Source organism: Lentibacillus salicampi, assembly GCF_004565465.1.
GTDB classification, from domain to species: domain Bacteria; phylum Bacillota; class Bacilli; order Bacillales; family Amphibacillaceae; genus Lentibacillus; species Lentibacillus salicampi.
Window position 1 is genome coordinate 372,357 of the sequence record NZ_SRHY01000001.1, and the last position, 21,929, is coordinate 394,285.

General features: G+C 42.1%; 20 protein-coding genes. All 20 read left to right on the forward strand.

Annotation, left to right across the window (positions count from 1 at the left end; all coding sequences use genetic code 11):
• The first annotated feature begins 8 nt into the window (after positions 1-8).
• The 20 genes from fliQ to E4U82_RS01935 all read left to right on the forward strand — a co-directional run bounded on the left by fliQ (position 9) and on the right by E4U82_RS01935 (position 21,928).
• Positions 9-278 carry a flagellar biosynthesis protein FliQ gene (fliQ, locus tag E4U82_RS01840; protein ID WP_135108322.1) on the forward strand — a complete coding sequence of 90 codons (270 nt, stop codon included), beginning with the start codon at positions 9-11 and terminating at the stop codon, positions 276-278.
• A 3-nt stretch (positions 279-281) separates the two neighbouring features.
• Positions 282-1,061, forward strand: a complete 780-nt coding sequence (gene fliR / locus E4U82_RS01845; RefSeq protein WP_135108323.1) for a flagellar biosynthetic protein FliR — start codon at positions 282-284, stop codon at positions 1,059-1,061.
• Between the two features lies 1 nt (position 1,062).
• Positions 1,063-2,148 (forward strand): flagellar biosynthesis protein FlhB, encoded by a 1,086-nt coding sequence (flhB, locus tag E4U82_RS01850; RefSeq protein WP_135108324.1) that lies wholly within the window; start codon positions 1,063-1,065, stop codon positions 2,146-2,148.
• Between the two features lie 508 nt (positions 2,149-2,656).
• The gene (gene flhA / locus E4U82_RS01855; RefSeq protein ID WP_135108325.1) at positions 2,657-4,690 is read left to right on the forward strand and encodes a flagellar biosynthesis protein FlhA; all 2,034 of its coding nucleotides are present in this window, start codon (positions 2,657-2,659) and stop codon (positions 4,688-4,690) included.
• Positions 4,687-5,796 carry a flagellar biosynthesis GTPase FlhF gene (gene flhF / locus E4U82_RS01860; RefSeq protein WP_135108326.1) on the forward strand — a complete coding sequence of 370 codons (1,110 nt, stop codon included), beginning with the start codon at positions 4,687-4,689 and terminating at the stop codon, positions 5,794-5,796. The genes flhA and flhF overlap by 4 nt, the downstream gene beginning before the upstream one ends.
• Complete coding sequence (locus tag E4U82_RS01865; RefSeq protein ID WP_342447712.1) at positions 5,789-6,652, forward strand: MinD/ParA family protein; 864 nt, start codon at positions 5,789-5,791, stop codon at positions 6,650-6,652. Before flhF ends, E4U82_RS01865 begins: the two co-directional genes overlap by 8 nt.
• A gap of 148 nt (positions 6,653-6,800) precedes the next feature.
• Positions 6,801-7,571, forward strand: coding sequence for a FliA/WhiG family RNA polymerase sigma factor (locus E4U82_RS01870; protein ID WP_135108328.1), 771 nt, complete (start codon positions 6,801-6,803; stop codon positions 7,569-7,571).
• Positions 7,572-7,589: 18 nt separating this feature from the next.
• Positions 7,590-8,027, forward strand: coding sequence for a DUF6115 domain-containing protein (locus E4U82_RS01875; RefSeq protein ID WP_167751292.1), 438 nt, complete (start codon positions 7,590-7,592; stop codon positions 8,025-8,027).
• A gap of 173 nt (positions 8,028-8,200) precedes the next feature.
• The gene (rpsB, locus tag E4U82_RS01880; protein WP_135108330.1) at positions 8,201-8,965 is read left to right on the forward strand and encodes a 30S ribosomal protein S2; all 765 of its coding nucleotides are present in this window, start codon (positions 8,201-8,203) and stop codon (positions 8,963-8,965) included.
• Between the two features lie 94 nt (positions 8,966-9,059).
• Complete coding sequence (gene tsf, locus E4U82_RS01885; RefSeq protein WP_135108331.1) at positions 9,060-9,953, forward strand: translation elongation factor Ts; 894 nt, start codon at positions 9,060-9,062, stop codon at positions 9,951-9,953.
• A gap of 95 nt (positions 9,954-10,048) precedes the next feature.
• Positions 10,049-10,771 (forward strand): UMP kinase, encoded by a 723-nt coding sequence (pyrH, locus tag E4U82_RS01890; RefSeq protein ID WP_135108332.1) that lies wholly within the window; start codon positions 10,049-10,051, stop codon positions 10,769-10,771.
• 2 nt (positions 10,772-10,773) lie between these two features.
• Complete coding sequence (gene frr / locus E4U82_RS01895) at positions 10,774-11,331, forward strand: ribosome recycling factor (protein WP_135108333.1); 558 nt, start codon at positions 10,774-10,776, stop codon at positions 11,329-11,331.
• A gap of 306 nt (positions 11,332-11,637) precedes the next feature.
• Positions 11,638-12,399, forward strand: coding sequence for an undecaprenyl pyrophosphate synthase (locus tag E4U82_RS01900; protein WP_135108334.1), 762 nt, complete (start codon positions 11,638-11,640; stop codon positions 12,397-12,399).
• Between the two features lie 15 nt (positions 12,400-12,414).
• Complete coding sequence (locus E4U82_RS01905; protein WP_135108335.1) at positions 12,415-13,209, forward strand: phosphatidate cytidylyltransferase; 795 nt, start codon at positions 12,415-12,417, stop codon at positions 13,207-13,209.
• Positions 13,210-13,292: 83 nt separating this feature from the next.
• Positions 13,293-14,552, forward strand: coding sequence for an RIP metalloprotease RseP (rseP, locus tag E4U82_RS01910; protein ID WP_135108336.1), 1,260 nt, complete (start codon positions 13,293-13,295; stop codon positions 14,550-14,552).
• A 375-nt stretch (positions 14,553-14,927) separates the two neighbouring features.
• Positions 14,928-19,220 carry a PolC-type DNA polymerase III gene (locus E4U82_RS01915; protein WP_135108337.1) on the forward strand — a complete coding sequence of 1,431 codons (4,293 nt, stop codon included), beginning with the start codon at positions 14,928-14,930 and terminating at the stop codon, positions 19,218-19,220.
• A gap of 434 nt (positions 19,221-19,654) precedes the next feature.
• On the forward strand, positions 19,655-20,125 hold the full coding sequence (gene rimP / locus E4U82_RS01920) for a ribosome maturation factor RimP (protein WP_135108338.1): 471 nt from the start codon (positions 19,655-19,657) through the stop codon (positions 20,123-20,125).
• A gap of 15 nt (positions 20,126-20,140) precedes the next feature.
• Positions 20,141-21,253 carry a transcription termination factor NusA gene (gene nusA, locus E4U82_RS01925; protein ID WP_135108339.1) on the forward strand — a complete coding sequence of 371 codons (1,113 nt, stop codon included), beginning with the start codon at positions 20,141-20,143 and terminating at the stop codon, positions 21,251-21,253.
• A 101-nt stretch (positions 21,254-21,354) separates the two neighbouring features.
• On the forward strand, positions 21,355-21,639 hold the full coding sequence (rnpM, locus tag E4U82_RS01930) for an RNase P modulator RnpM (RefSeq protein WP_135108340.1): 285 nt from the start codon (positions 21,355-21,357) through the stop codon (positions 21,637-21,639).
• The gene (locus E4U82_RS01935) at positions 21,629-21,928 is read left to right on the forward strand and encodes a L7Ae/L30e/S12e/Gadd45 family ribosomal protein (protein WP_135108341.1); all 300 of its coding nucleotides are present in this window, start codon (positions 21,629-21,631) and stop codon (positions 21,926-21,928) included. The genes rnpM and E4U82_RS01935 overlap by 11 nt, the downstream gene beginning before the upstream one ends.
• Position 21,929: the final 1 nt, after the last annotated feature.

The window sequence follows — 21,929 nt, forward strand, 5'->3', positions numbered from 1 at the left end:
GTCGCTATATGAACAGTGAGTTTGTTTTAATGTTAGCCGAACGTGGCGTGTACGTGATCCTGCTTATTTCGGGTCCAATACTTATATTGGCGCTGGCTGTTGGACTTTTAGTCAGTATATTCCAGGCAACAACCCAGATTCAGGAACAGACACTTGCGTTTATTCCAAAAATTGTTGCGGTGCTGGTCGGGATTGTTTTCTTCGGACCATGGATGCTTTCGCAAATGATCGAGTTTACGGTTGATTTATATCAAAATATGAACCAGTTTGTAGGGTAACTTATGATCGATCTTATTAACTTTTCCGCCGTTCCAGTGTTTATACTTATCTTTGTACGAATTGCAGCATTTTTTGTGACATTGCCGTTATTTTCATATAGTACAATACCAACACCGTTTAAGATTGGATTTACATTTTTTCTGGCGCTGATCATGTATTATACAGTTGATGCTGCAGACGTTCCGGTTGATGAAACGTATTTACTGCTTTTAGTCAAGGAAGTGATGGTCGGTCTTTTAATCGGGCTGCTTGCCTATATCATCTTATCAGCGGTTCAGACCGCCGGCGGTTTTATAGATTTTCAGATGGGGTTTGCGATTGCTAATGTCATCGATCCACAAACAGGCGCCCAAAGCCCGTTGACCGGACAATATTTTTATACCATTGCTCTGTTATTTCTATTATCGGTTAATGGGCATCATTTATTAATAGATGGTATCTATTATAGTTATAACTTGATCCCGGTAGAGACGTTTATACCGTTTGAAGATGGCGCCCTGGCGGAATTTGTGATTGAAACTTTTAATCAGATGTTTGTGATTGCTTTTCAGATGGCCATCCCGATTGTCGGCTGTTTGTTTTTGGTCGATGTGGCTCTGGGTATTATCGCTAGGACGGTTCCACAATTGAATGTGTTTGTGGTCGGATTACCTTTAAAGATTTTCGTCAGTTTTGCAGCTATTCTAGTTTTCCTCAGTCTCTATGTAGTACTGGTGGAAAGGCTTTTTTCGACTATGTTTACGGCTATGCGTAATTTAATGCATTTGTTCGGAGGTGCTTAATGTGCCATTAAAATTGGATTTACAATTTTTTGCAGGTTCTGAGGAAAAAACCGAGAAGGCGACTCCGAAAAAACGGCAAGACGAACGAAAAAAGGGAAAAGTGGCTAAAAGTCAGGATATCAATACTGCTTTTTTATTGTTGTTTTGTTTTACGATTCTATTTATTTCGGGCACGTTTATGAAAGATAATATGATGGCACTTTTCAGGCATTCGTTTACAGAATATATTCACTGGAATGTGAGCGTCAATTCGGTCCATCAGGTGTTGGTGGAGTCGTCTGTTGAGATGGCGAAACTGCTTGCACCAATCATGGCAATTGCGATTGTTGCCGGCTTGGCGGCCAATTTTACGCAAATCGGATTTTTGTTTACCACAGAACCATTAAAAATGGACCTTAAAAAGATCGATCCGATTCAAGGAGCTAAAAAAGTGTTTTCGGCACGGGCATTAGTTGAATTGGTGAAGTCATTGTTAAAAATTGTGTTTATCGGGGCCATCACGTTTCTTGTCATTTGGATTTACAAAGATGATATGATGATGCTTGCGTTTAAGACAGCTGAAAATGCCATTGGTTTTTTTGGTGAAATTACGATAATTATGGGCATCTCTGCGGCCATTGCTTTGCTGTTTCTCTCTGTGTTTGATTATACATATCAGAAATATGATTTTGAAAAGAATATTAAAATGTCCAAAAAAGACGTTAAAGATGAACATAAAAACATGGAAGGGGACCCGCAGATAAAATCGAAAATTAAAGAAAAGCAACGTGACATGGCAACTCAACGAATGATGAGTGAAGTGCCTGCAGCTGATGTTGTGATTACAAACCCGACGCATTATGCCATTGCGGTTAAATATGATGAGGCAAAAGCGTCAGCACCCTATATCGTTGCAAAGGGTGCTGGCCAGATTGCGCTAAAAATTAAAGAAGTGGCTAAATCAAATGAGGTCGTAACCGTTGAAAATAGACCATTAGCAAGGTCATTATACGAGGTAATAGAAATCGGCGATGTCATACCGGAAGAATTTTATCAGGCAGTAGCCGAAATCCTGGCTTATGTATACAGGCTGGAGAAAAAAATTTAGACTGCCTTCTAAAGGTTGTAGTTTTTGACACAAAATTCATAAACTGCGACTTAAATCAAAATGACGGAGTTTTACTGCCGCTGCGCAAATACCCTTCGCTTTCCGCGGGCGGCTGGTGAGCCTCCTCGCGCTGACGCGCTGCGGGGTCTCACCTATGCCTGTTTTCCCGCTGGAGTCTCCGGGTATTTCCTCCGCTGGGTGATGTGTCTTTTTAAAGCAAACAAGCGCTATCCACTATGTAGCTAGTTGATTGGAGCGAAGGGAAGCCGACTCCTGCGGGAAAAGCAACAGCTGAAGACCCCGCAGGAAGTGGTTTTCTTCCGGGGAGGCTGAAGCGTTGCCCGCGGAAAGCGGCTTCCTGTAGCGGAAATCAACAAACACCAACGTCGCAGTTTATCTCAACTAAGAGGTTGGAAAGCAAAGTTTACGAAAAACTGATAGCAGTTAGGCTATTCACAGTTTATACAGAAAGAATTCGAATTTACGTGGGTTGGGGGAGTCATCAATCATGAAAGCACGTGATTTATCTGTACTGTTAGGCGTCATTTTAATTATCATTATGCTCGTTATCCCACTGCCTGGATGGCTGTTAAGTGTACTCATTTTATGTAACATATCCCTGGCACTTATCGTCATACTCGTGTCCATGAATACACAAGAAGCACTGCAATTTTCGATATTCCCCTCACTCTTATTGCTGTTGACCTTGTTCCGGCTTGGACTGAACGTATCCACTACCAGATCAATTTTATCTGAAGCTGATGCCGGTGGAGTCATTGATACGTTTGGTTCCTTTGTGATCGGAAATAACCCGTTGGTCGGATTTGTCGTATTTGTTATTCTGGTTATCATCCAATTTTTGGTTATAACCAAAGGTTCTGAGCGTGTATCTGAAGTGGCTGCGCGATTCACTCTTGATGCGATGCCTGGTAAGCAGATGAGTATTGATGCCGATTTGAATGCCGGATTAATTTCTGAACAACAGGCGAAAGAACGCCGTGAAAAAGTGGAGAACGAAGCTGATTTCCACGGTGCGATGGACGGAGCCAGTAAATTTGTTAAAGGGGACGCAATAGCAGGTATTATTATTGTGTTGATTAATATTGTGTTTGGTTTAATTATTGGTATGGTTCAGATGGGATTCACCTTTACGGAAGCTATCAATACATATATGCGTCTGACGGTCGGTGATGGGCTCGTCAGTCAAATACCTGCTTTATTAATCGCAACAGCTACAGGTATTGTCGTTACGAAAACAACCACCTCTGGTAACCTTGGTAGTGATGTGACGGGGCAACTACTGCAATATCCTAAATTACTGTTTATTGCAGCAGGGACGGTATTCTTTCTTGGACTGACACCGATCAATTTCTTTTTAACGACGGCCATTGCCGGTATTTTAGCGTTAGGCGGCTATGCACTGTTAAGGCAAACAAACGAAACAGACGAACCGGATATCGAGGAAGAAGTCCAGACGGAATCATCGGCCATGAAGTCACCTGAGAGTGTCGTGAGCCTTTTGAACATGGATCCGATTGAATTTGAATTTGGCTATGCGCTTATACCACTGGTCGATACAGACCAAGGTGGTGATTTATTGGACCGGGTTGTGATGATACGGAGACAATTGGCGATTGAGCTGGGAATTGTTGTGCCAGTCGTGAGGATTCGTGACAATATTCAGCTGGAGCCGAATAGTTACCGTTTGAAAATAAAAGGAAATGAAGTTGCTGCGGGCGAACTGCTGCTGGACCATTATTTGGCTATGAGCCCTGAGATGGATGAGGATGACATGGATGGTATTAATACAAAAGAACCGGCATTTGGCTTGCCTGCTAAATGGATCAGCGAGGATAACAAGGACGAAGCAGAGCTATCGGGCTATACGGTTGTTGATCCGCCGTCTGTTGTTTCCACCCATATAACAGAAGTGATTAAACGGCACGCGCATTCACTTTTAGGACGACAGGAAACTAAACAATTAATCGATCACTTACAGGAAAGTTATCCAATCCTTGTTGAAGAAGTGACACCAGAACCATTATCAGTCGGTGATGTGCAAAAGGTTCTGGCAAAGTTGCTGCGCGAGAACATTTCAGTACGTAACATGCCAATTATATTTGAAACATTGGCAGACTTCGGCAAGATGACAAACGATACTGAATTGCTTGCCGAATATGTCAGACAAGCATTATCTGCGCAGATTACCAAACAATATGCCGGTGATGATATGGCCTTAAACGTTATTACAGTATCAGGTAAAGTCGAAAAAATGATTGCCGAAAATATCCAGCAGACAGAATTCGGTAACTATTTGGCGTTGGATCCCGAGTCACAGGAACAAATTATTAAAATGCTTCATGAAGAGGTAGAAAAAATATCATTACAGGAAGAAACAGCTGTCGTATTATGTTCACCTGCTGTCAGAATGTATTTGAAGCAGCTTTTGGATCGCTTTATGCCGCAAGTTGTTGTGTTGTCGTATAACGAACTGGAACCCAATGTTCATGTACAAAGTGTCGGGGTGGTGAATATCGCATGAAGGTAAAAAAATATGTTGCACCGACAATGCCGGAAGCTATGAACAAGATTCGTAAAGAACTTGGCTCTGATGCTGTCATTTTAAATTCCAAAGAGATCGACAAGGGCGGGTTTTTAGGTCTGTTCAAAAAACGGCATATTGAGGTTGTTGCCGCACTGGACCCGCAGCCGAATCCGGAACGAAAACAGGATGCGGCAAAACGTCCGCCTATAACAAGGAATCCAAAAACGGCTGACGATTCGGTTATAAACGAGATACGGCAGTTAAAGAAAATGGTGGAACTTCAAGCAGGTAATGATCGTGATTACTCAGCTGGGTACCAGGTCGTATACGACTATCTGATAAATCAGGAGATAGACGGTTCCCTTGCTAAAGAAATCATGGATAACGTGGTTGGAAAACACGCCGAACAAGACACTGAGTCGCTCGGCCAGGAAACTATTTTACAGGATGTGGGGCATGAAATAGAGAAAAGATTAAGTGCTCATCGTTTTAGTGGTGTTTCAATTGACAAGAAACTGGTTCAGTTTGTCGGACCGACTGGTGTCGGCAAAACAACCACCATCGCAAAAGTTGCGGCATCCAGTATGCTAAAAGAAAATAAGCGGGTTGCGCTGATCACGGCCGACACATATCGCATAGCTGCCATCGAACAATTGAAGACATATGCCAACATACTCAATGTCCCATTAGAGGTTGTGTATGATTTGAATGATTACCAGGCCGCTGTCGAAAAGTTTGCCTCCTATGATCTGGTGCTTGTCGATACAGCCGGGCGTAATTATCGCGATGAAAAATATGTAAAAGAACTTCAAAAGACACTTCCGTTTAATGCTGAAATCGGGACTTGTCTTGTCCTGTCACTGACAGCCAGAAATCATGATATAATGGAAATATATGAGCAATTTCAACATTTACCGGTTGATGATGTCATTTTTACGAAAGCAGACGAAACAGGACAATATGGCAGCATCCTGAATATAGCGCTTATAAAACAGACAAGCATCGCGTTTATAACAAATGGTCAGGATGTTCCAGATGATATTGTTGAACTGTCATCAAAACATATTGCAAACTTGCTTACAGGTGGCTGTTATGATGTGTGATCAGGCGGAGAAACTCAGACGGAGACTTCAGGACGTTACCATCCCCGTACACGGCAAAACAATTGCGGTTGTAAGTGGTAAAGGCGGTGTAGGGAAATCAAACGTAGCCCTGAATTTTTCGCTGGAATTATTGAACCGCGGAAAAAAAGTCCTGTTACTTGACTTGGATGTCGGGATGGGAAACATTGACATTTTACTTGGGCTTAGCTCGGAGAAAACCATTGTTGATTTGTTCACGGGTCATTTATCCATTCACGATATCATCGAATCAGGTCCGCGTGGATTGGCATATATTGCGGCAGGATCCGGGCTGGATCATTTTTTGACATTGGATGCGGCAGAAAAAGAATCATTTTTTCTGCAATACGAAGAACTTATAACCTTATATGACTATATCGTTTTTGACATCGGTGCAGGTGCAACAGAAGATAGTTTATCATTTGTTGTTGCATCTGATGAGTGTATCGTAGTGACAACACCCGAACCGACATCTATTACGGATGCCTACAGCATGATTAAACATATTGTGATTTACCGGCCGGACATGCCGATTTCCGTCATTATGAACCGTGCCAAATCCGCGAAAAGTGGTGAACAGGCTTTAAGCAGATTTCAACGCGTCATTAAGCAATTTTTAAATACAGAGATCCAGAAGCTGGGGATACTTCCGGACGATAAAACGGTTTCCGATGCTGTCATTCGACAAATTCCGTTTATTCTGTTGAATGAAAAATCCCATATTTCCAGAGCGGTCAAAGGAATCGTCGATGATTATCTGATGGAAAAATCAAACCTGTCGAAAAAGGCATCTGCTTCTTTTGTCCAACGCTTAAAGCTACTCATGTTGGGAAGGTAGAGCAGTAGACCTATGAAACTAATACGCATGGCCGTCATGAATGATTCAGTGTTTATGCACAGAATAACCCAATATCAGGCACCCTGAAAGTACGAACGGCTCATAAAGGTGAAACGATGATTTAATCAATGAAGGGGGCGTCAACAATATGACAGCAAATAAATCTCCTCTCGTCCCAACATTATGGAAAAAATGGCTTGAAGACAACGATGAATCCGCAGCAAATGAATTGATTGAAAATTACATGTATCTGGTAAGTTATCATGTCGAAAGGATTTCAAATAACCTTCCTAAAAGTGTCCATAAAGATGATTTAATAAGTTTCGGAATGACTGGGTTATTCGATGCGTTTGGTAAATTTCAGCATAGCCGTGATTTGAAGTTTGATACATATGCATCTTTCCGTATCCGTGGTGCAATTATCGATGGCTTGAGAAAAGAAGACTGGCTGCCAAGGACCATCAGGGAAAAAACAAAAAAAGTGGAAAGAGCATCACAGGAATTGGAGCAAATCTATCAACGTTCCCCTTCATCTGAAGAAATTGCGGAAAAATTAGAGATATCGGCAAAAGAGGTTGAGGAGCACACGCGTGACTCACTCATGGCCAACGTATTGTCAATTGAAGAAAAGCCACATAACCAAAACCACAAAGAAGGCATTGGTTATACCATACCTGATCACACGTCAGTTTTACCTGATGACTATATGCTTCAATCAGAACTAAAAACAGAACTGATTAAAAGCATTCAATCGCTTAATCAAAATGAACAGATGGTTATCAGTTTGTTCTACCAGCAGGAATTAACGTTTACTGAAATTGGGCACGTTCTGGAATTAACAACATCCAGAATTTCGCAAATACATCGTAAGGCTATTTTTAAGTTGCGGAAAATGCTGGAAAAAATCCAATCCGATTAGAGGGATGTTATGACTTCGATGTTATTGCTTTTAAGTTTTTTAGTACACATCCTCACATTAGCTATCATTTTTTTATTGTTTAAGCAGATACAATCTGTAAAACAACATAACCAGCAAGAATGGATGAAATGGATGGATACGTATTTGGAGGACATTAAAAAAGAGAACCGTCATCTGGAAGAGACACTCTCGGGAATAGCGTCACAGCCTGAAAAAAACATGCAGCCAAAAACAGACAGCGAACCGGCAGTGGAATCGAATGAACAAATTGCAGACGATTTTACACCGGAAGTTGATCATATCGCCGATGATTCACATATGTCCCTTGAGGCCCAAGTTTTGCAGCTTCATGATGAAAGAATGACAGTGGAGAACATTGCCCGCAAACTAAACTGCGGCAAAACGGAAGCAGAGCTGATTATAAAAATAAACAAGCAAACGCACAATAATCCTTGATTGGTCATGATTGTTATGATATATTTACTTTTGGTGTGAAACTGTGTTTACAAGAAAATGTGAACATAAATACACACGCTCAGTGATTTGTATGCTTGGTGCCGTTTTAAAGAATGGTCTTTATGCAAAGATGATCTGAAGCGGAGGAAAAAAACCATTAGGAGGAATTTTTAATGTCAGTCATTTCAATGAAGCAATTGCTGGAAGCTGGTGTGCATTTCGGACACCAGACACGCCGTTGGAACCCAAAGATGAAAAAATACATCTTTACAGAACGTAACGGCATTTATATCATCGACCTGCAGAAAACGGTCAAGAAGGTTGATGAAGCCTACAATTATGTAAAAGACATTGCAGCGAACGGTGGCTCTCTTCTTTTCGTGGGAACGAAAAAACAGGCACAGGATTCTGTTCGCGATGAAGCAACCCGCTCCGGTATGTTTTACGTGAACCAGCGCTGGTTAGGTGGAACGCTAACGAACTTCCAGACAATCCGCAAGCGTATCAATCGCCTGAAAGATATTGAACGTATGGAAGAAGATGGTACTTTCGATGTGCTTCCTAAGAAAGAAGTTGTTGATCTGTTAAAAGAGAAAGACCGTCTTGTGAAGTTTCTTGGCGGAATCAAGGAAATGAATAAACTACCGGATGCTATGTTTGTAATCGACCCGCGTAAAGAACGGATCGCAATTGCTGAAGCACATAAATTGAACATCCCGATTATCGCAATGGTTGATACGAATTGTGACCCGGATGAAATTGACTATGTGATCCCGGCGAATGATGATGCCATCCGTGCTGTCAAACTGTTAACATCCAAAATGGCAGATGCTGTTCTGGAAGTAAAACAAGGCGAAGAAACAGAAGAAACGCCGACTGAGAATGCACAGCCGGAAGAAGAAACCGTTGAAGCAGAAACTGCAACAAATAAAGAGTAATATGTGAACAAAGGACAGGTGATAAGGGGACACGAGCCTTTTATCACCTTTTTTTCAAGCAATTAAATGATTTACAATTTAAGGAGGATTCATAATGGCGATTACGGCACAATTAGTGAAAGAGCTTCGTGAAAAAACCGGAGCTGGTATGATGGACTGTAAAAAGGCACTTCAGGAGACGGACGGCGACATGGAAAAAGCAATCGAATTCCTGCGTGAAAAAGGAATGGCGAAGGCTGCCAAAAAAGCTGATCGTATTGCAGCTGAAGGGTTAGCGCATATTGAAGTGGACGGAAATATTGCGGTACTGCTGGAAGTCAATTGTGAAACAGATTTTGTCACCAAGAACGATCAGTTTAAACAATTACTGTCGGAACTTGGTACTCATATCGTGCAACAAAAACCTGAAACAGTTGAGGATGCATTGCAGCAAAAACTGCACGGTGATGGCGATACAGTTGAAAATTATATCAATGCGACAGTCGGTAAAATCGGTGAAAAAATTTCGCTCCGACGCTTCACATTGCTAAATAAGACTGATAACGATGCATTTGGAGCCTATCTTCACATGGGTGGAACGATTGGTGTGTTGACATTACTTGAAGGTACCTCTGATGAAAACTTTGCAAAAGATATCGCAATGCATGCAGCTGCAGTCAGCCCGCGTTATGTTTCAAAAGATGACGTTCCGGAAGATGAAGTGAATAGTGAGCGTGAATTACTGAAGACGCAAGCACTGAATGAAGGTAAACCGGAACACATCGTGGAGAAAATGGTGGAAGGCCGTCTTGGGAAATTCTTTGAAGAAATTTGTTTACTTGAACAGGATTTTGTAAAAGATCCGGATCAAAAAGTTAAGAAATATGTTGCTGATAAAAATGCTTCCGTCAGCACGTTTGCCCGCTATGAAGTCGGCGAAGGTATGGAAAAACGTGAAGAAAATTTTGCTGAAGAAGTCAAGAATCAAATGAATAACCAGGCAAATTGACTCGAAAATAGGGAACACGATGTGGTTCCCTATTTCGCTGAATAAGATATGCCAAATCTGTTTGAAAACAATCTAATATGTCGATGGGGGTAATTATGTCAACAGCTCGATACCGTAGAATTGTGTTAAAATTAAGTGGCGAAGCATTAAGTGGTGAACATGGCTATGGTCTTGAACCGCAGATCATTCAGTCGATTGCATCACAAGTAAAAGAAATTGCTGAGCTCGGTGTGGAAATAGCTATCGTTGTTGGCGGCGGTAATATCTGGCGCGGCAAAGTCGGAAGTGAAATGGGGATGGACCGTGCAACGGCTGATTACATGGGGATGCTTGCTACGATTATGAATTCCCTGGCACTTCAGGACAGTCTGGAGAATAACGGGATTCCCACACGTGTGCAGACATCGATTGAAATGCGTCAGGTTGCAGAACCTTATATAAGGCGAAAAGCAATACGCCATCTTGAAAAAAAGCGTGTTGTCATTTTTGCTGCAGGTACCGGGAACCCTTATTTTTCAACTGATACGACAGCTGCCTTACGAGCTGCTGAAATTGAGGCTGAAGTTATTCTAATGGCTAAAAATAACGTGGATGGCGTCTATTCCGATGATCCAAAAATAAATCAAGGAGCTGAAAAGTACACAGAAATTTCTTATATGCAAATGCTGAATGAAGGTCTGGGGGTTATGGACGCCACTGCATCATCCTTGTGTATGGATAATGACATTCAATTAATTGTATTTTCCATAACGGAAGAAGGCAACATTAAACGTGTTGTGCAAGGTGAACCGATTGGTACAACAATAAAGGGGGACTAATCATGTCCGATCAAATTATCAAGGAGACTCGAAGTAAAATGGAACAGGCTGTGCAGGCTTTTTCTAAAAGTCTGGCAACCATCCGGGCCGGCCGGGCAAATCCGTCAATTCTGGACAGTGTTGTCGTCGATTATTATGGTGCTGCAACCCCGCTGAACCAATTGTCGACCATTTCTGCACCAGAAGCAAGACTACTGGTTATTACACCGTTTGACAAATCGTCAGTAGGTAATATTGAAAAGGCTATTCAAAAAGCTGACTTAGGATTATCCCCGTCCAGTGACGGCAACGTGATCCGCATTAATATCCCGGCATTGACGGAAGAACGTCGTAAAGAATTGGTAAAAGTTGTCGGGAAGTACGCTGAAGAAGCACGTGTACAGGTGAGAAACGTCCGTCGCGAGTCTAACGATCAACTAAAGAAATCGGCGAAGAATGGCGATTTGACAGAAGATGAACTAAAAAAAGAACAGGAAAATGTACAAAAAGAAACAGATAAACATATTGATAAAATCGACCAGCACGTTAAAGACAAAGAAAAAGAAATATTGGAAGTCTAAGGATGAAGGTTTGATTTAAATAATATGCTGCTGCCCTCTTGTCTAAGAGGGCTTTTGTTTCCAGCGTCATTTATTCGACCAGATCACGAAGCATAGTTCCTTAAAATAGAAGAAAAGGGTTACTTAGTGCTGATAAGCAAGGTTTTTCTTTTATTTTAAGGAATTCATGATAAAATGTATGGATTAAAGTGATATAATGATAATTCAACGTAATAGGATCATAATATCGTGTGCTCTTTTTGACGATTAGATTATGATGATTGTATAAGATATACAGGCTTCATCAATGATATCGGAGGACAAATTATGTCAATGAAACTTCCCTTTTTCAAAACTAAAAAAACGAAGGTTGAAGAAGAAAATGAACTTGATAATATACCAAAACATGTAGCCATTATCATGGACGGAAATGGACGGTGGGCAAAAAAGCGGGGGCTTCCCAGGCTTGCTGGTCATAAAGAAGGTATGGAAGTTGTCCAAAAAATCGTTAAGACAGCTGTCAATTGTCATGTTGACATCCTGACATTATACGCTTTTTCAACAGAAAATTGGCGGCGGCCAAAATCGGAAGTTGATTATCTTTTAGGACTGCCCAAAGAATTTTTACATATTTACTTACCCGAACTGATCGAAAATAATGTCAAAATTGAAACCATCGGCAATATGGATGTGCTTCCGGGTCATACCAAAAAAGCTGTACGTTATGCTAAAGAAAAAACGGAAGATAATGATGGATTATTATTAAATTTTGCTTTAAACTATGGTAGTAGATTTGAAATAATACAAGCTATCAGAAGGCTTGTAACAGATATTGACAGTTCTAAACTGACATTGGATAATTTGGATGAACATATATTCTCGGAATATCTCTATACAACCGGGTTGTCGGATCCGGATCTGTTAATTCGGACAAGTGGTGAACAGCGGTTAAGTAATTTTTTGTTATGGCAGCTGGCCTATACCGAATTTTGGTTTACGGATGTATTATGGCCTGATTTTTCAGATGAAACATTTAAGAAAGCATTGTATGATTACCAACAGAGGAAACGGCGTTATGGAGGCGTATAAGGTGTTGAACAAGGTATGAAAAAGCGAACCCTGACAGCATTTCTGGCATTTCTCATATTTATTCCTGTGGTTGTGATCGGTGGTGTCACTTTCCAATTATTTGTTTACTTGTTAGCATCGATCGCGTTGTTTGAGTTAATTCGTATGCGCAAAATAGACAAATATTATATCATGGTCATATTAGCGCTTCTCTGTTTATGGTTGCTGCTGCTGCCAGCGTCTTCCGGTCTTTCGTTTGGTTTTGAAAAATGGGAAGCGTTCATGATATTTGTTTTGCTTCTTTTGTCATATACCGTTATGGTGAAGAATAAATTTACATTTGACGATGCTGGTTTTGTCCTGCTGGCGATTACCTATGTCGGGATGGGCTTCTTTTACCTGATGGAAACAAGGGATGGCAGTGCTGCTGCGGGTTTAGCAAACATATTTTATGTATTGGTTGTGATTTGGGCAACAGATACCGGGGCGTATTTTTGTGGACGTGCTTTTGGCAAACGTAAATTATGGCCCGAAATAAGTCCGAATAAAACGGTTGAGGGAGCTGTCGGGGGGATTATACTAGCCGTTGCAGTCGGTGTGATTTTTCATGTGGTCTTTCCGTTCTCATATGATATGATTATTGTAATAGCCGTTACTGTTCTAGTCTCGGCTGCCGGCCAGATTGGGGATTTGGTCGAGTCGGCGTTCAAACGGCATTATGGTGTTAAAGACTCGGGGAACTTATTGCCAGGCCATGGCGGGATCCTTGATAGGCTGGACAGTCTTTTATTCGCCGTACCGCTTCTCCATTTCATTAATTTTTTTACGTAATCAGGGCATAAAAGAATAGAACGGAATAGATCAGAAGACAATAGTTTGTAACGAAAAGTGCGTGTTCAAAAAGGAGGCTTCTTGTGACCACAGTTATAGCTTTTGTATTTATGTTTGGCCTGCTTGTGTTCATTCATGAATTTGGTCATTTAATCTTTGCAAAAAGGGCAGGCATGTTGGCTCGTGAATTTGCCATCGGGTTCGGTCCAAAGGTTTTTGCTTTTACAAAAAACGAAACGGTTTATACAATCCGTCTGTTGCCGATAGGGGGTTATGTGCGGGTAGCCGGTGATGATCCGGAAATTATTGAATTGAAACCTGGTCAGCACATTGGTTTGGAGTTCAACGAGGATGACAAAGTGAATAAAATCATTGTCAATAATAAATCAAAACACCCTAATGCCCGCGTTATTGAAATAGAACATAGCGATTTGGATCATGACCTGGTTATCCAGGGTTATGAACCGGATGAAGAAGATCAGAAATTAAACTTTCAGGTCGATCGTCAAGCATTCTTTGTTATGGATGAGGAAGAAACACAAATTGCCCCATACGACCGGCAATTTGCTTCCAAGAGTACCGGCAAACGGGCCATGCAATTATTTGCTGGTCCGATGATGAATTTTGTGCTGGCAATCGCTATTTTCGTTATTGTTGGACTGTTCAATGGTGTGCCGGTCGATGAAGCCAAAATAGCCAATGTACAGCCGGATAGTCCCGCTGATGAAGCGGGATTCCAGGTGGGTGATGAAGTTGTCCAAATTGACGGGAACACTATTTCAACTTGGGAAGAATTTAACGAAATCATTTATGACAGTCCTGAAGAGGAACTGAGCATGACTGTACAGCGTGACGATGGAACAGAAACGCTGATCATCACTCCTGAAAAAATGGAAGAACAGGGTATCACGTACGGACAGGCAGGCGTCCGGCAGGCATCTGAAAAAACATTCTTCGGGTCATTCGAGTACGGTTTTGAACGAGCATACGATACGACAACTTTAATTTTGACCAACCTGCTCAAGCTGGTAACGGGTCAATACTCGATTGAAGTCCTATCTGGCCCTGTAGGAATCTATGATGCAACAGACCAGGTTGTCCAGTCCGGTTTTATAACGTTCCTGATGTGGACTGCGATATTGAGCGTTAATTTGGGGATTGTCAATTTAGTACCGCTTCCGGCACTTGACGGCGGCAGGCTACTATTTGTCGGTATTGAGGCAGTCCGCGGAAAGCCGATTGATCCACAAAAAGAAGGGATTTTTCATTTTGTCGGCTTTGCTTTGCTGATGCTTTTGATGATTGTTGTCACATGGAATGATATCCAACGATTATTTTTATAAAGCCCAAGAAGCAGGGAAGCTGATGGGAAGCCCTGGCTAGGCTATGGCGAGTGTATGGAAATGACACCAAAAAAAGATAAACCGACTAAAAGTGTAAAACCCTTGTCTATTTATTTTTCGGCAGGGGTTTTCCATCATGCTCCCGCTTTAATAGGCTGTAATTCCCACCGTACCCAATCCGAGTGAAAAGGTATAAAAGTATGGCGGGACAACTGACTGTAAGCTTCCAAGCCTGTACGGGGCCTGATCGATTCAGGTTTCGAGAGGCGATGCAACAGGGAGAGGGAAGGCTGTGTGAGTGATGCATTCTTCATGATAAAAAACTTTCCTTTTTCGCGGACGCCGGGATTTAACAATATTCAGGAGGAAACTGTGATGGGTATTTCAAACAAGGAAAAAATGAATTTGCTGCTGGAACAGATGGGAATTTCCAAGGAGCATATAAATGCTTATTTTACTGACAGCCAATTAGTTAAACTTGAAGTATATAAGCAAACCAAAACGTGGCATTTTCATATTCGTCTTACCCAAGTACTGCCAACAGAAATATATGCACTGCTTTCTGCTAAATTACAGGAGACGTTTGAACAGTTTGCCCAGATTGAGTTGACGTTATATACAGATAATAAGGAGTGTGCAGACGAGACCATTTGCGCGTATTGGCAGCACTTCCTCCAGTCAGTATCAAACTTATCTCCAGCCTATAAAGATCTTGTATTTGACCAGATCCCCGGTATTAACAATAATAACATTATGTTAACTGCAAGAAATGAAGCTGAAGGCAACGCATTGAAAAAACGGCTCGAAAAACCGTTTCAGGATTTCTGCCGTAAGATTGGGGCGCCCCCTTTTTCAATGGAAATCGAAGTTAAAACAGAAACGGCAGATTTGAAGAAATTTAAAGAACAAAAGGCGCTGGAAGACCAGGAATTGGTTTTGAAAACAATGAAGCAAAAAGAAAGTCGTGAACAGAATAAGGTGCAAAGCGAACAAAATAAGCCAGTAATGCTTGGTTACAAAATCCAGGATGAGCCGCTACAAATGGAAGAGATTCAAGAGGAAGAACGGCGTGTCACGATCCAGGGCTACGTATTTTCCTCAGAAATCCGTCAGCTGCGTTCCGGAAGAAGTCTATTAATTGTAAAAGCGACTGATTATACGGATTCCTTGCAAATTAAAAAGTTTTCGAAAGGTGACGATGACGCGGCAGCTTTTGAGCAATTAAAGGCAGGTATGTGGATTAAGGCAAGAGGAAGTATTCAGACGGATATGTACACGAACGAATTAGCCATGATGGCCAATGATATACACGAGGTCAAGGTTGAGACACGCAGGGATACAGCGCATGAAGACGAGAAACGTGTCGAATTTCACGCTCATACGACAATGAGTCAGCTTGATGCAGTTGTTTCACCGTCAGCGCTCATTGAGCAAGCGGCCAATTGGGGACATAAAGCAATAGCAGTTACGGACCATGGTGGCGTGCAGGGCTTTCCGGAAGCACAAGCCGCCGGGGAAAAGCATGGTGTGAAAGTGATATACGGGGTAGAGGCCAATTTGGTGAATGACGGAGTCCCGATTGCATACAACGAACATGATACTGGCTTGGCCGAGGGGACATATGTCGTGTTTGACGTTGAAACTACAGGACTTTCTGCCGTTTATGACACGATAATTGAACTTGCAGCGGTGAAAATTCATCAAGGTGAAGTTGTTGACCGGTTTGAATCATTTGCCAATCCGCATCATCCCCTGTCACAAACGACAACAGATTTGACCGGCATCACGGATGATATGGTAAAAGATGCACCTGAAATTGACGATGTGTTAAAAGATTTTCATAAATGGATGGCTGACAGTATTCTGGTAGCACATAATGCAAGTTTTGATATCGGATTTCTAAACCAGGGATTTCAAAAGAGTGATTATGATAAGACGGTTAATCCTGTTATCGATACGCTGGAACTTTCGCGGTTTTTGTATCCGCAGCTGAAAAATCATCGGCTCAATACGATGTGTAAGCACCTGGATATCGAATTGACCCAGCATCACCGTGCCATCTATGATGCGGAGGCTACAGGGTATTTGTTATGGAAACTGGTTAAAGGCCTGCTTGCTGAAGATATTATCAATCATAATCAATTAAACAATCATATGGGCGAGGGAGATGCCTATAAACGATCACGCCCGTCACATTGCACACTGATAGCTAAAACACAGGAAGGCTTAAAAAATCTTTATAAGCTGGTATCCTATGCGCACGTCAATTATTTTTATCGGGTGCCACGTATTCCGAGGTCCCTATTGCAAAAATACCGGGAGGGCATCCTCGTCGGTTCGGCCTGTGACCAGGGTGAAGTGTTTGAGACGATGATGCAAAAGTCCGCAGATGAAGCGGAAAAAGCGGCGGCATTCTATGATTATATTGAGGTTCAGCCGCCTGCTAATTATGCCCATTTAATAGAAAAAGAGCTTGTTCAGAATGAGGCGCAGATCCTTGATATCATTGTAAAGCTAACCGAGATGGGAGACCGTTTGAATAAACCGGTTCTGGCTACTGGAAATGTTCACCATCTTGAGGCCCATGATAAAATTTACCGGCAAATTCTGATCGCATCACAATCCGGTAATCCATTAAACCGACAAACACTGCCGGACACATCATTTCGAACGACAAATGAAATGCTTGGTTTCTTTCAATTCCTTGGTGAAACGAAGGCAAAAGAAGTCGTTGTGGACAACACGAATGCGATGGCAGATAAAATCGAGGAACTGTCACCGGTTAAAGATGGCTTGTTCACACCAACCATAGAAGGTGCGGATCAGGAAATGCGTGATCTTTGCTATAACCGTGCGAGGCAGATATATGGCGATCCAATTCCGGAAATTGTGACGGATCGTCTGGAAAATGAACTTTCCAGTATTATTGGTCATGGATTCTCAGTCATCTACCTGATTTCACATAAGCTGGTTAAAAAATCACTCGATGATGGCTACCTTGTAGGTTCTCGCGGGTCAGTGGGCTCATCACTTGTTGCGACGATGTCGGAAATAACCGAAGTAAATCCCCTGCCGCCGCACTATGTTTGCACAGAATGTCATTATCATGATTTTATAACGGATGGCTCGATTGGCAGCGGCTTTGATCTGGATGATAAAGATTGCCCCAACTGTGGTTCGCCTTTAACCAAGGATGGACAGGATATTCCATTTGAAACGTTCCTGGGTTTCAAAGGCGATAAAGTTCCAGATATCGATTTGAACTTCTCGGGAGAATACCAGCCAAGAGCCCACAACTATACAAAGGTTCTGTTTGGCGAAGATAATGTTTATCGGGCGGGAACTATTGGAACGATTGCCGAAAAAACAGCCTATGGTTACGTGAAAGGATATGCCTCAGACAAGCAGTTGATTTATAAAAATGCGGAAGTTGACAGGCTTGTTCAAGGGTGTACAGGGGTTAAACGGACGACTGGACAGCATCCGGGCGGAATTATCGTTGTACCTGAAGACAAGGAAATCTTTGACTTTACCCCGATTCAATTCCCGGCTGATGACCGAAACAGTGAATGGCAGACGACGCACTTTGACTTCCATTCCATCCATGACAACTTATTAAAGCTGGATATACTTGGTCATGATGATCCGACTGTCATACGGATGCTGCAGGATTTGAGCGGAATTGATCCAAAGACCATTCCAACGGATGACGCGGAAGTGATGAAAATATTTTCTGGCACGGATTCACTTGGTGTCAGTCCTGAACAGATCAACTGTCAAACAGGTACATTGGGGGTTCCGGAATTCGGTACCCGTTTCGTCCGTCAGATGCTGGAAGATACGAAGCCTGATACATTTGCTGAACTTGTCATTATTTCCGGTTTATCACATGGTACAGACGTATGGCTTGGTAATGCCGAGGAACTTATTAATGACGGCATTTGTGAACTGCCGGATGTTATCGGCTGCCGTGATGATATTATGGTATACCTGCTCCATAAAGGACTTGAAGCGTCTCTCGCTTTTACCATTATGGAATATGTCCGTAAAGGAAGAGGGCTTAAGGACGAATGGATTGACGAAATGAAAAAGCATGGCGTACCGGACTGGTATATTGAATCATGCAAAAAGATTAAATACATGTTCCCGAAAGCCCATGCTGCTGCTTACGTTCTAATGGCAGTACGAATTGCGTATTTTAAAGTGCATTACCCGATTTATTTCTATGCAGCATACTTTTCAGTGCGGGCCGGTGATTTTGAACTGGATACAATGGTTAAAGGATCCAATGCCATCAGACAACGGATTGAAGCTATTACGGCCAAAGGAAATGATGCTTCACCGAAAGAAAAAAATCTTCTCACCGTATTGGAAGTTGCGCTGGAAATGTGTGAACGTGGCTTTTCATTCCAGAAGGTTGATTTATACCAATCAAAAGCATCTGAGTTCATCGTAGACGGTAACTCATTGATTCCACCATTTGACGCAGTGGATGGTCTCGGGACCAATGCAGCGATTAATGTCGTTAAAGCGCGTGAAAATGGTGAGTTTCTGTCCAAAGAGGATCTTCGTCAGCGGAGCAAGATTTCAAAAACAGTATTGGAATATCTTGATAACCATGGCTGTCTGGAAGGAATGGCTGAAAAAAACCAATTATCGTTATTTTAAGAGGTTGTTCAAAAAGTCCGGTGAAAATGACACGTCGAATTTCGTCGTTGGCTTGTTTTGGCGCTACTCATATTTGAACACGCACTTTAACGAACCGTTCAATAAACTCCGGGTGGCTTCACAATATTGTTGCAACATAATGATACGTGTGATATATTAATAAAGGTATGAAGTGACTCGGACGGTTAAAGAGTGGGCATCCCCCACTCTTTATTCATACGGCCATCTACTGCGCCACTTAACTTCCCTTGCCACGTCGGCAGGGGTTTTATATTACAAAGGCGACAGGAGCCTCTCCTGTATGCGTATGAAGATGATTGAAAACAGCTGTGGAGTTTACTCAGATGCAACGTTTTGAATACTGCGTGCAAATGAAATGGCCGAGTATAGTCCATACTAAGCCGTAATGACAATCGAATAAAGGAGGATATGTATTGAGCTCCGAAATCGTGAAGACAACCGAAGAATTAATCGAACCGATTTTACAGGAAAAAGGATTAGAATTAGTGGACATTGAATATGTAAAAGAAGGCAAAAATTGGTTCTTGCGGGTTTATATTGATAAAGAAGGCGGTGTCGATATTGATGAATGTGGCACCGTGTCAGAACAGCTGGGTGAAAAACTGGATAAGAACGATCCGGTCAAAGGAGCCTATTTTTTGGAAGTATCGTCACCAGGAGTTGAACGCCCGTTGAAGTCCAAAGCGGATTTCGAAAAAAATATAGGCAGCCGTGTTCATTTGAAGCTCTATGAACCAATTAATGGTGAAAAAGAATACGAAGGAACATTGGTGGCGTTTACGGATGAAAAAGCAATCATTGCTTATAAATGGAAGACCCGTGATAAACAGGAAGAAATACCGTATGGAAAAATAGCTAAAGCAAGACTCGCGGTATCATTGTAAAGGGGGAACAAAAAAGTGAGCGATCAGTTGTTTGATGCGATTGATTATTTGGAAAAAGAAAAAGGAATTGACAAGGATGTCCTAATGGAGGCATTGGAAGCTGCCTTGATTTCTGCTTATAAGAAGAATTTCAAGTCTGCCACAAACGTACGTGTGGATATTGATGAGGACTCGGCATCAATGCGTGTTTTTTCCCGAAAAACGGTTGTTGAGGAAGTTGAAAACGACCTTGAGGAAATAGCGCTTGAGGAAGCGAGAGAAATGGATCCGAACTATGAGCCGGACGATGTGATTGAAGTCGAAGTGACACCAAAAGATTTCGGGCGTATTGCTGCTCAGGCAGCGAAACAAGTTGTAACGCAACGTGTTAGGGAAGCGGAACGCGGTGTCATTTTCAGTGAATATGTTGACCGTGAAGAAGATATCATGACCGGTATTATTTCCCGGAAAGATCCGCGGTTTGTTTATGTCAATCTGGGTAAAATTGAGGCAAAACTGGCTGAGTCGGAACAGATGCCTACTGAGGATTACTATGTGCATGACCGCCTGAAAGTGTTTGTCAATAAAGTCGAAAACACAAGCAAGGGGCCGCAGATTTATATATCGCGTACACACCCAGGGTTATTAAAACGCTTATTTGAAATGGAAGTGCCGGAAATATATGATGGTACGGTTGAAATCAAATCAGTCGCGCGTGAAGCGGGAGACCGCTCTAAAATATCCGTCCATGCTGATGATCCGGAAATCGATGCTGTCGGTTCTTGTGTCGGTCAGAAGGGTCAGCGGATACAAGTGATCGTAGATGAATTGAAAGGTGAAAAAATTGATGTTGTTGAATGGTCGGAAGATCCGGTTGTTTATGTTTCCAACGCACTAAGCCCATCGAAAGTTGTTGATGTTCTGGTTAACGAAGAAGACAAGGCAACCACCGTCATTGTACCGGACTATCAATTATCACTGGCAATTGGGAAACGTGGACAAAATGCTCGTCTGGCTGCAAAATTAACCGGATGGAAGATTGATATCAAAAGTGAATCACAGGCTCGTGAAGAGGGGCTTATAACCGATTATGACGAAGATGAGCAGGATGACGATTCTTATTCCGACAACGACGAAGATTTGTTTTAACATCAGTGTTATAACTGATGGCAAACCTTATAAGAAAAACTTTAGCATTCCCTATATACCAGTGAATAGCGAGTTTTTCCAGGAATGGGGAGGTAGCCCGGATGGCCAAAAAGAAGCGGAAAATACCACAGCGGAAATGTGTCGTAACGAATGAAATGAAACCAAAACAAGAATTGATCCGCATCGTCCGGAATAAAGAAGGTGAGGTCTTTGTTGACCCATCAGGCAAAAAAAACGGACGCGGAGCTTATGTAACGAATGATTCAGCGGTGATAGAGCAGGCCGAAAAAACCGGGATTTTAAGCCGACAGCTGAATGCTGAAATCGGTCCTTCGATTTATGAAGAATTAAAACAGTTCGTTACAGGTCATACAAATGAAGGCTGATTATTTAAATCTGATTGGGCTGGCTTATCGCGCCAGAAAGTGTTCACTGGGGGAAGAAACGATTGTAAAAGCTATCCAGCAAAAAAAAGCGAAACTTGTTTTGCTGGCAAGTGATGTAGGACCCCGGACACGAAAAAAAATCATAAACAAGTGCAAAACTTATGAAGTGCCTTTTGAAATAGTTGATGATAGGGAAACCTTATCAAATGCTATCGGAAAACCTCAAAGAGTGGCTGTAGCTATTTTGGATGCGGGATTCGCTGCCAAAATCAACTCGCTGCTGGGGTAAT

What these genes read in the sequence shown, in the direction of transcription:
- fliQ (WP_135108322.1), top strand. Translation starts at nt 9, where the DNA reads ATGAACAGTGAGTTTGTTTTAATGTTAGCCGAACGTGGCGTGTACGTG.
- fliR (WP_135108323.1), top strand. Translation starts at nt 282, where the DNA reads ATGATCGATCTTATTAACTTTTCCGCCGTTCCAGTGTTTATACTTATC.
- flhA (WP_135108325.1), top strand. Translation starts at nt 2,657, where the DNA reads ATGAAAGCACGTGATTTATCTGTACTGTTAGGCGTCATTTTAATTATC.
- flhF (WP_135108326.1), top strand. Translation starts at nt 4,687, where the DNA reads ATGAAGGTAAAAAAATATGTTGCACCGACAATGCCGGAAGCTATGAAC.
- E4U82_RS01865 (WP_342447712.1), top strand. Translation starts at nt 5,789, where the DNA reads ATGTGTGATCAGGCGGAGAAACTCAGACGGAGACTTCAGGACGTTACC.
- E4U82_RS01870 (WP_135108328.1), top strand. Translation starts at nt 6,801, where the DNA reads ATGACAGCAAATAAATCTCCTCTCGTCCCAACATTATGGAAAAAATGG.
- E4U82_RS01875 (WP_167751292.1), top strand. Translation starts at nt 7,590, where the DNA reads ATGTTATTGCTTTTAAGTTTTTTAGTACACATCCTCACATTAGCTATC.
- rpsB (WP_135108330.1), top strand. Translation starts at nt 8,201, where the DNA reads ATGTCAGTCATTTCAATGAAGCAATTGCTGGAAGCTGGTGTGCATTTC.
- tsf (WP_135108331.1), top strand. Translation starts at nt 9,060, where the DNA reads ATGGCGATTACGGCACAATTAGTGAAAGAGCTTCGTGAAAAAACCGGA.
- pyrH (WP_135108332.1), top strand. Translation starts at nt 10,049, where the DNA reads ATGTCAACAGCTCGATACCGTAGAATTGTGTTAAAATTAAGTGGCGAA.
- frr (WP_135108333.1), top strand. Translation starts at nt 10,774, where the DNA reads ATGTCCGATCAAATTATCAAGGAGACTCGAAGTAAAATGGAACAGGCT.
- E4U82_RS01900 (WP_135108334.1), top strand. Translation starts at nt 11,638, where the DNA reads ATGTCAATGAAACTTCCCTTTTTCAAAACTAAAAAAACGAAGGTTGAA.
- E4U82_RS01905 (WP_135108335.1), top strand. Translation starts at nt 12,415, where the DNA reads ATGAAAAAGCGAACCCTGACAGCATTTCTGGCATTTCTCATATTTATT.
- E4U82_RS01915 (WP_135108337.1), top strand. Translation starts at nt 14,928, where the DNA reads ATGGGTATTTCAAACAAGGAAAAAATGAATTTGCTGCTGGAACAGATG.
- rnpM (WP_135108340.1), top strand. Translation starts at nt 21,355, where the DNA reads ATGGCCAAAAAGAAGCGGAAAATACCACAGCGGAAATGTGTCGTAACG.
- E4U82_RS01935 (WP_135108341.1), top strand. Translation starts at nt 21,629, where the DNA reads ATGAAGGCTGATTATTTAAATCTGATTGGGCTGGCTTATCGCGCCAGA.